This is a genomic window from Nocardia sp. NPDC004722 (assembly GCF_053601505.1).
Window position 1 is genome coordinate 1 of sequence record NZ_JBSGBY010000346.1, and the last position, 8975, is coordinate 8975.

Consider the following 8975-nt stretch of genomic DNA (forward strand, 5'->3'; position numbering starts at 1 on the left):
GCCTGGTGAATACCCACCACCACCTCTACCAGTGGGCCACCCAGGGACTGTTTCAGGACGCGACCCTGTTCGAGTGGCTGACCGGGCTCTACCGGCTGTGGGCCACGATGGACGCGGAGATCGTGCACGGCGCTGCGCAGGCGGGTTTGGGCTGGCTGGCGCTGACCGGGACCACCACCTCCACCGATCACCACTACATCTTCCCCAAGGGGCGTGGTGACGTGTTCGAGGCGGAGGTGCGCGCGGCGCGCGAGATCGGGATCCGTTTCCACCCGTGCCGCGGTTCGATGGATCGCGGGCAGTCGCAGGGCGGGTTGCCGCCGGACGAGGTGGTGGAGGACCGTGACGAAATCCTCGCCAGCACAGAGGAGATCATCCGCACCTATCACGACCCGTCGTTCGATTCCATGCTGCGTGTGGCTGTCGCCCCTTGCTCACCGTTCTCGGTGTCGGAGGGGTTGATGGTGGAATCCGCCGCGCTGGCCCGTCGCCACGGGGTGCGGCTGCACACGCATCTCGCCGAGACTCTCGACGAGGAGCAGCACTGCGTCGATCAGATGGGTTGCACGCCTGTCGAATACATGGAGAAGCTGGGCTGGCTCGGCGACGACGTGTGGTTCGCGCATGCGGTTCACCTGCACGACAAAGACATTGCCGCGTTCGCCGCGACTGGTACCGGTTCGGCGCACTGCCCGACCTCGAATGCTCGGCTCGGCGCGGGGATCGCGCGTGTGACGGATCTGCTCGCGGCGGGTGCGCCCGTCGGCTTGGGTGTCGATGGTGCGGCGTCGGCCGAGTTGACGTCCATGGCCGGTGAGATGCGTCAGGCGTTGCTGTTCCAGCGTGCCGTGCGCGGCCCGCGGGCGATGACGGCGCGTCAGGCTCTGGAGGTGGGCACCTTGGGTGGTGCGCGGAACTTGGGGCGGCACAACGAGATCGGTTCGCTCGAGGTCGGCAAGCTGGCTGATATCGCGGTGTGGCGGGTGGATGGTTTCCGGGCCGCGCTCGAGGATCCGTTGTGCGCGTTGGTGTTCGGCCCCCAGCCTCCTTTGGCCCGGCTGCTCGTCGGTGGCAACACCGTCGTGGCCGACGACGAACTGCAAACAATGCCGCAGGATGCCGTCGGCCAAGCAGGCGTCGACGCCCGCAAGCGCATCCTGCGCCACGGGAACCGATAAGCACCCGCTGAAAGGGCCCCATATCCCCCTCATGGATATGGGGCCCTCACGGTGTGGCGGACCGAGGTCAGTGGTGCCCGTCGGGAATCCGAGTCTGCTCCGGCAGCCGGGCCTCCGCGTCCGCGGCGGCGGCGAAGACCGAAGCGCCGGGACGGCGACCGAACTTCCACTCGTTGAAGGCCAGGTTCAGCAGCACCGCCACGATGGCGGTGGCGCTGATGCCGGAGTTCAGGACCACGCCCACCATGTCGGGGAAGGCATCCCAGAACTTCGGGGCGGCAACGGGAATGAGGCCGACGCCGACCCCGACCGCGACGATGACCATGTTGAGGTTGTCCTCGAAGTTCACCTTCGCCAGGGTGCGGATGCCGCTGGCGGCGACCGAACCGAACAACACCAGACCGGCGCCGCCGAGCACCGGGTACGGGATGCCCGCGACGACCGCCCCGACCACCGGCAGCAGGCCCAGCAGCACCAGGATCAGGCCGCCGGTCGCCACCACGAACCGGCTCTTGATTCCGGTCAAGGCCACCAGGCCGACATTCTGGGCGAACGCGCTGCAGGTGAAGGATCCGAAGACCGGTGCGATCGTGGTCGAGAGCATGTCCGCGCGCAGGCCGTCGGCGACCCGGCGCTCATCGACCGGGGTACCCACGATCTCACCGATCGTCAGGATGTCGGCGGTGGTCTCGATCAGGGTCACCAGGATGACGACGGTCATCGCGATGATCGCGCCGATCTCGAAAGTCGGTGTGCCGAAGTGGAAGATCTGCGGCGGCGCGACGATCTTCGCGGTGCCGACGCTCGAGAAGTCGGCCTTCCCCGCGCAGATGGCGGCGACCGTGCCCACTCCCAAGCCGATCAGAATCGACAATCGGGAGATCGCCCCCTGGAACAGGCGGCTGATCACCAGGATGATGATCAGGGTCAGCCCGGCGAAGCCGATATTGCCCATCGACCCGTAATCGGGCTTGCCCGGATCATTGCCCATCGCCCAACCGAACGCGACCGGCATCAGCGACAACCCGATCACGGTGATGATCGAGCCCGTCACCACCGCCGGGAACAGCCGCACCAACTGGGCGACGAACGACGACAGCACCAAGCCGATCAGCCCGGCCACGATGATGGAACCCAGCACCGGGCGCAGCCCGCCGGTGGAGGCGGTCGCCACCATGGTCGACACACCCGCGAACGAAATACCCTGCACGATCGGCAATCTGCTGCCGAAGGGGCCGAAGCCCAGCGTCTGCACCAGCGTGGCCAGCCCCGAAACGAACAGGCTCGCGGTCACCAGCAAACCGATATCGGTGACCGACAGACCCGCCGCGCCGCCGACGATGATCGGCGGCGCGATCACACCGCCGTACATCGTGAGAATGTGCTGGCTGCCGTAGGCGAACAACTGCCAAGGCGTGTGCCTTGCATCCTCCGGCCGCTCGGATTCCTCCTCGGACCGGCTGCGCCTCGTGAAAATGCTCATGGAAACTTCCTCTCCACCGCGGAACTACATTTCCGCCGACCAGCAGAGTGGCACGCATCACTCGCCATTAGAAGACAATTCAACTTCATATATTGTGGTGTGCATCACAGTGTTTCAAAGAAAGAAACCTCGCTTGCCGCCGCACGCGAATTTCTATGTTGGAAATCGATAATGAGGCAATTAACGAGCCCGTTTACTGTTCGCCGCAGTGCGTCATCGGTACGCACTGATTCAGTGAGGACAGTAGATGAGGGATTATCGGAATGCGGCCGCCGTGGCGGCGGTGGCCGCCACGATCGGTCTGCTTTCAACGGGCGCGGCGAACGCGGACACCTTCGTGCCATTGCCGGACGGTCACATCACCGAACCCGGCGTATCCATGGGGATCTCGGCGGGGATCAGCTCGAGCCCTTCGCTGTCGGGGTCGCTGTCGCTGCCGTTGGGGCCGGGCGAGGTCAAGTGGGTCAACTTCGATCAGAAGGACATGGTCGAAAGCGGTGAGTACCACTTCGATCTGCAGGACCAGCAGGTCGAGATCCAGGGCTGCGCGGGCTACGCGCGGGCCCGCCAGGTGGTGACCGTGGAAATCGTCGGTCCCGACTACTCCAAGACCACGCTGTACGGACAGCCCTTCAGTATCGGCTGAATTGTCCTGCTGCGCATAGCTTTTCGAATCGTCACATCTCATTTTCGAGGAACATGCACATGAACAACTCGAGCACTCTTGCCCGTCTGGCCGGATTCGGGCTGAGCGCCGCCGTCATCGGGGGCCTCTCGGCCGCCCCGCCCATGCCGACACCTTCGTGCCGTTGCCCGGCGGGCACATCACCCAGACCATCGGTGACGGCACGGTCGTGAACGTCGACCTGACCGGGGAATCGGCCAACATCAATCCCTCGCTCGGCGCCACGCCCCTGCACCGCAACGCGTGGACCAGTGGCCGCGGTGCGGTCGATCTGAGCGGTGGCGCGGCGGCCGATCCCGCCACCTACACCAAGCTGAACATCGGCTACATCGTCGGCTGCCAGGTCGACCTGTCGGCGGGCATGACCGCCGGTGTCGACGCCTCCGCCACCGCCGACCTCAGCTCCGGCCAGGGCACGATCACGCCGAGCGGCGGCGCCTCGACCTCGCTGACCTTGGCGGCGGGCCAGGCGAAGGTGCTCAATCTGCTCGATCTGGAAGTCCCGGACGACTACAACAAGGAGAGTCACTACTCCGCGCCGCGGGTGTCCGGCCCGCATCAGAGCGTGACCTGGCACGACGAGACCTTCGCGGTGAACGGCTGCGGCGGCTACGCGCAGGCGCGGTCGTTCGTCCAGGCGAAGGTGTACACGCCGACGACGGTCGGCATGGTCACCCTGTGGGGCGAGCCGTTCAGTCTCGGCTGATCGAAGGGTCGGCGAACTCCCCGACCAGGGCGCGCCCGATCTGCATGCCCGCCGCGTGCAGTGCCGCCGGAACGGCCGTGCGGGTGCTCTCGGTCTGAGGCATCACCACCGACAGCGCCGCGACCACTTCCCGGCCGGGCAGGCGGAGCGGCACCGCGATGGCGGTGGATTCCGGATCGCCCACCGCCGGCCGGAACGCGACACCGGTCCGGCGGATCTCGACGAGCTGCGCCCGCAGCGCGTGCAGATCGGCGCCGCCGCCGAGGGACGCCCTCGGCGGCGGGTCCGCGAGGAAGCTCTCCTGAACGGACATCGGCGCGTGCGCGAGCAATACCCGCCCGGGCGCGGACACGTGCAGCGGGAGGCGGTCGCCGGGCTCGCGGACGAAGGCCGGGACCGCGGCGGGCGTGGACATCAATTCCACGAAAACAACCTCATTGCCCTGCCGCACACCGAGTTGGACATTCTGGCCGAGGCGGGCGCTCAATTCCGTCATATACGGCCGAGCGACCCGGCTCAGATTGCGCGTCGGCACCGCGCGCACACCGAGTTCCCACATTCGCAATCCGAATACCACGTGGCGGTCGGCATCGCGTTGCAGCCAGCCCTGTTCGACCAGATCGGAAACCATCCGCGAAACGGTGGGCAATGACAGCCCGGTTCGCTTCGACAGGTCCGAGACGGTGGCGAACGGCGCATCGTCATCGAATGCCTCGAGCAGACGGACCAATCGCGAGAATGCGGATTCGCCGTTGGAATATCTGGCCATCAGGACTTGCCTTCCGAACTAAAGACTGCGGAGGCGGCGCGTCCGTTCCGACGGCTCATGGCCTCCGGGGCCGAATTGTACTCGGCGTCACACCCTCCCGGTCGGCGCGGGAAGCCGTCGCGGGTTGGTCGATCATTCCCGCACGGGGACAACCGATATGCGAGAGACTGGCGCTGTGCAGCCCGAGCGCAAAGTTCACTTCGTGGGTTCTCTGCCCCCAGAGTTGGACAGTCCAGAGAAGGCAATGGCGTTCGCGGTCGATACGGCCGGTGAATTCCTGGACGGCATGGTCCCGGGCTGCGAGGCGGATCCGTATCGCGCCCAGTGGTACGTCAGACCCATCATCGACCGGCTCGGCGGCATCCCGGCGCTGGCGCCGGTGCGCACCGGCGACTGGTCGACGCTGCGTGGTCGCGACACCTTTCGGCTGCGGGCGGGCCGATCGCTGACCGAGGCCGATGTCGACGCCGCGCTCGGCTATGCGGCGGAGGCCCGGCGTGCCTGGGACGCGTTGGCCGAACGGCGCAGAACCGATCCCGGACTCAGCTTGCAGGTCGGCATCCCGACACCCTTCGTCATCGGTTTCATCGCCTTCGAGGCGCGGATGCTGCTGTGGCGTCGGGGCTTTCCGTATTACCGCCCGATCGTGGACGCCACCGTCCGGGAGATGGTCCGGATTCACGAGGCGTTGCGGGACAACGTCGTATTCCAGCTCGAACTGGCAGCCGAGACGCTGCTCTGCGCGGGAATGCCCGGGGTGCTGCGGCAGGGGCCTGCCACCGCGGCGGGTCGGGCGATCGGACGTCTCGTCGCGCGGGCGCCCCATGGCGCTCGTTTCGGTGTGCACCTGTGCTACGGGAGCCTCGAGGACAAACCTGCCATCCGGCCGAGGTCGGCGGCCCCGGTCGTCGCGCTGGCCAACGCGATAGCGCGATACTGGCCTGCCGGAAGGCATCTCGAATTCGTCCACCTGCCGATCGGCGACGGCAAGCAGGCGCCGGTCCGGCCGCGGTACTACGCGCCGCTGTCGCGGCTCGAACTGCCTGCCGGCACGCGGGTGGTCGCCGGGCTCGCGCATCCGGAGCAACCGCTCGGTCAGGCACGGCGGGCGCTGGCGGCGGCGGAGTCGGCCTACGGTGGCCGGTTGGACGTCGCGGCCCCCTGCGGCCTGGGCCGCTATGCGACCGTCGACCGGGCGCGGTCCGCGGTCGCACATGCCGTCGCCTTGGCTGAAACGGAGTCGATCCAGACCCACGGCGGCAGTGGAGAGTAGGTACTCGCCCACCTGTCGTGCGGTGTTCGATCATGTTGCGACGGAGCGTGATACGCCGATCGCTCGATCGGGGTCGCACCGGTTCTGCGGAGTTGCGTACCACAGGCGTGGTGGTCGACTACGGTTAGACCTGTGGTCGAAGGAGCCGAACGGCCTGCGTCGGAGCGCAAACGGACACCGGACACGCCTGATCCCGGTGAGCTGAACTCCGCCCGGGTGTACGACTACCTGCTGGGCGGGAAAGACAATTACGAGGCCGACCGGGAGATGGCCGGGCAGATGCTCGCGCATGTGCCCGAGCTCAAGACCTTGGTCTGGTTCACCCGGGGTTTCCTGCTCAAAGCGGTCGAGATGGCCGCCGAGGCGGGTGTCCGTCAGTTCCTCGATCTGGGCTCGGGCATCCCGGTCTCACCCGCCGTGCACGAGGTGGCTCAGAAGATCGAGCCGTCGGCGCAGGTGGTCTACGTCGACTACGACCCGGTCGTCGTCGCCCACAGCAACGCGCTGCTGGCCGGACCGCCTGGAATCACCGCGCTGCTGGGCGACATTCGTTCTCCCCGTGCCATTCTCGACGAGCTCGAGGATCGCGCGCTGATCGACTTCAGCGAGCCGGTAGCCGTCCTGCTCGCCGGCGTGCTGCATTACGTGATGGACGACGAGGGTCCCGCCGAGATCGTCGCCGCCTTCCGAGATCAGCTGGCACCCGGTAGTTACCTCGCGATCAGCCATGGCTCGCTCGACTCCGACCCGGAGATACTCCAGGTGCTCACCGGCACCCTGGGCACTCCGGCGCAGGTCACCTTTCGGGCCACGGCGCAGACGGAGGCGTTCATGGCCGGGTTCGAGTTGTTCGAGCCCGGTGTGGCGCCGGTACAGCAGTGGCTCCGGCCCGACCTACCGGCGACCCGGATGGTCATGGACGGCGCCATCGGCCGCAAACCCTGAGGAATCGGCCGCAAACCCCCAGGAAGCCGCCGTCGTCGCGAGTAATCTCGAATGCGCCAATTATGCGCTGTCCCAGTTGATCAGAGGATGAAGAGATGAAGTCCTTCAACGTTGTCGCTGGTGTCGTGTCGTCGATCATGACGGCCGCCGTGGTCACGATCGGCGCCTCGGTTGTCAATGCCCCCATCGCCTCCGCCGCTCCCGGCGATTTCCTCATCACCAAAGATGTTCCCACCCTTGATGATCTGCACGACCAGGTCGTGTTCCTGATCGAGACGCCCGGCGTCTCCGACCAGGCCAAGGCGGCCAATATGGAAGGCGGCATGGGGGCGGTCGCGGTCGCGGACGCCCTCTACAACAGCGGCCTGTTCCGAGCTCCGTACGGCTCGAACGAGATCACCGGTCCGGAAACCCAGGACGGCAACGTGCACACCGCGATGCTGCGCACCCGGTCGGTGGGACGACCGGACATCACCGCGCGCGTGGTGTGGAAGCGTATCGACGGCGTCTGGAAGCTCTCCAACAGTTCGGTGTGCGAGGGCATTCAGGCCGTCGGACTGGCGATGTCCTGCGACTTCTGACCGGCTCCGGACACCGTGATCGATATTCGTGACCTCACCCTGAGCTACCCCGGCGTGACCGTTCTCGACGTCCCGGAACTGACCGTGGCGGACGGGGCGCTCACCTACCTGATCGGTCTCAACGGCACCGGCAAGACCAGTCTGCTGCGGTGTATCTGCGGTCTGCTCGCGCCTGCCGTCGGGACCGTCCGGGTCGACGACACCCGGGTCCGGGCCCATCACACCACCCCCGCGACGCTCGGAATGCATCTCGACTACCGGGCCTTCGACCCGCGCCACACCGCGCGCCGGCACCTACGCTGGATCGCTCGTGCCCGCGGCCTGCCCAGCGGCCGGGTCGGCGAGGTCCTCGAGATCGTCGACCTCGGCCGGGTCGCCGATCGCCGACTCGGGCACTATTCGCTCGGCATGCTGCAACGCGTCGGCATCGCCGCCGCACTGCTCGGCGAGCCGCGCACCCTGCTGCTCGACGAACCGCTCAACGGCCTCGATATCGCGGGCATCCGCTGGCTGCGCGAATTGCTCCGCGAGCTCGCCGACGCCGGGACCTGTGTCCTGGTCGCCACGCACCTGCTCGACGAGGTCGAACGCAATGCCGACCACATCGTCATCCTCGGAAACCAGCGGGTGCTGGCCGACCAGCCTTTCGCCCGCCTGATGAGTACGTTGCAGCCCGGCGAGACCAGCCTCGAAGACGCCTACGTCCGAATCGCCGGTCTGCCTGCCCGTCTCGCGTCCGGCGCGACCTCATGAACGATCCCGGTCCGGTCACCCTCGTCCGCCGCGGCGTCGCCGCCGAATGGACCCGCACCACCGGGCGCAGTTTCCTGTGGACCGTCGCCGTCCCGGCCACCTTCCTGCTGCCGCTTCTCGTCACCTTCGTCATCGCCGCTGTCGCGGAACGACTCGCGGCCCTGCCCGGGCAGCGATTCGTCGCCCCGGTCTCCACCACCAACTCGGTGTATTGGGTGATGACGTTCTCGGTATCGATCATGATGGTCACCGCCGCCTACGCCCACGGCAGCCAACGGCGCGGCCAGACAAGCGATCTCAACACGTTTCTGTTCCCGCGGCCCTGGACGGTCGCATTGGCCCGGTGGATCTACTACGGCGCCATCGCGGCCATGTCGACGGTCGTGCTGCTCGTCGTCGTCATGGTCACGCTGCCCCACCAGTTTCCCGAACTGTATGGGGCCGTGGACATCACGGACTCGGCCGGGATCCGGTTCCTCTGGACGGTTCCGGTCTACGCGTTCGCCGCGTGCGGCGTGGGCGTCGCGGCCGGGGCACTGATCCGCACCCCGTCCGCCGCCGTCGCCGTGCTCCTGTTCTGGGTGTATGTCGCCGAGAGTTCG

At 67.1% G+C, this 8975-nt stretch carries 10 protein-coding genes; 8 read left to right on the forward strand and 2 right to left on the reverse strand.

Translation table 11 applies throughout. The features are described from left to right. Positions 1 to 1178, forward strand: a 1178-nt coding sequence (locus ACWELQ_RS28570; protein WP_452400129.1) for an 8-oxoguanine deaminase, incomplete at its 5' end; no start/stop codon positions are given. Positions 1179 to 1245: 67 nt separating this feature from the next. On the opposite strand, the gene ACWELQ_RS28575 is transcribed toward ACWELQ_RS28570, so the two are convergent. Next, positions 1246 to 2661: a nucleobase:cation symporter-2 family protein gene (locus ACWELQ_RS28575; protein ID WP_452400130.1), complete on the reverse strand. Its 1416-nt coding sequence runs from the start codon at positions 2659 to 2661 to the stop codon at positions 1246 to 1248. A 247-nt stretch (positions 2662 to 2908) separates the two neighbouring features. Here ACWELQ_RS28575 and ACWELQ_RS28580 point away from each other — a divergent pair, with 247 nt between their 5' ends. Beyond that, the gene (locus tag ACWELQ_RS28580) at positions 2909 to 3307 is read left to right on the forward strand and encodes an MspA family porin (protein ID WP_452400131.1); all 399 of its coding nucleotides are present in this window, start codon (positions 2909 to 2911) and stop codon (positions 3305 to 3307) included. 157 nt (positions 3308 to 3464) lie between these two features. Continuing rightward, positions 3465 to 4052, forward strand: a complete 588-nt coding sequence (locus tag ACWELQ_RS28585; protein ID WP_452400132.1) for an MspA family porin — start codon at positions 3465 to 3467, stop codon at positions 4050 to 4052. Here the strand turns inward: ACWELQ_RS28585 and ACWELQ_RS28590 are convergent. Next, complete coding sequence (locus ACWELQ_RS28590; RefSeq protein WP_452400133.1) at positions 4039 to 4821, reverse strand: IclR family transcriptional regulator; 783 nt, start codon at positions 4819 to 4821, stop codon at positions 4039 to 4041. The genes ACWELQ_RS28585 and ACWELQ_RS28590 overlap by 14 nt on opposite strands. Before the next feature lie 202 nt (positions 4822 to 5023). Here ACWELQ_RS28590 and ACWELQ_RS28595 point away from each other — a divergent pair, with 202 nt between their 5' ends. The 5 genes from ACWELQ_RS28595 to ACWELQ_RS28615 all read left to right on the forward strand — a co-directional run. Beyond that, on the forward strand, positions 5024 to 6094 hold the full coding sequence (locus tag ACWELQ_RS28595; RefSeq protein ID WP_452400134.1) for a hypothetical protein: 1071 nt from the start codon (positions 5024 to 5026) through the stop codon (positions 6092 to 6094). 132 nt (positions 6095 to 6226) lie between these two features. After that, positions 6227 to 7039, forward strand: coding sequence for an SAM-dependent methyltransferase (locus ACWELQ_RS28600; RefSeq protein WP_452400135.1), 813 nt, complete (start codon positions 6227 to 6229; stop codon positions 7037 to 7039). Positions 7040 to 7134: 95 nt separating this feature from the next. Then, positions 7135 to 7620, forward strand: coding sequence for a hypothetical protein (locus ACWELQ_RS28605; protein WP_452400136.1), 486 nt, complete (start codon positions 7135 to 7137; stop codon positions 7618 to 7620). 15 nt (positions 7621 to 7635) lie between these two features. After that, complete coding sequence (locus ACWELQ_RS28610) at positions 7636 to 8373, forward strand: ABC transporter ATP-binding protein (protein ID WP_452400137.1); 738 nt, start codon at positions 7636 to 7638, stop codon at positions 8371 to 8373. After that, positions 8370 to 8975: ABC transporter permease (locus ACWELQ_RS28615; RefSeq protein WP_452400138.1), on the forward strand; the 606-nt coding region annotated here is incomplete at its 3' end. The genes ACWELQ_RS28610 and ACWELQ_RS28615, both read left to right, overlap by 4 nt.

What these genes read in the sequence shown, in the direction of transcription:
- ACWELQ_RS28605 (WP_452400136.1), top strand. Translation starts at nt 7,135, where the DNA reads ATGAAGTCCTTCAACGTTGTCGCTGGTGTCGTGTCGTCGATCATGACG.
- ACWELQ_RS28580 (WP_452400131.1), top strand. Translation starts at nt 2,909, where the DNA reads ATGAGGGATTATCGGAATGCGGCCGCCGTGGCGGCGGTGGCCGCCACG.
- ACWELQ_RS28575 (WP_452400130.1), bottom strand. Translation starts at nt 2,661, where the DNA reads ATGAGCATTTTCACGAGGCGCAGCCGGTCCGAGGAGGAATCCGAGCGG.
- ACWELQ_RS28590 (WP_452400133.1), bottom strand. Translation starts at nt 4,821, where the DNA reads ATGGCCAGATATTCCAACGGCGAATCCGCATTCTCGCGATTGGTCCGT.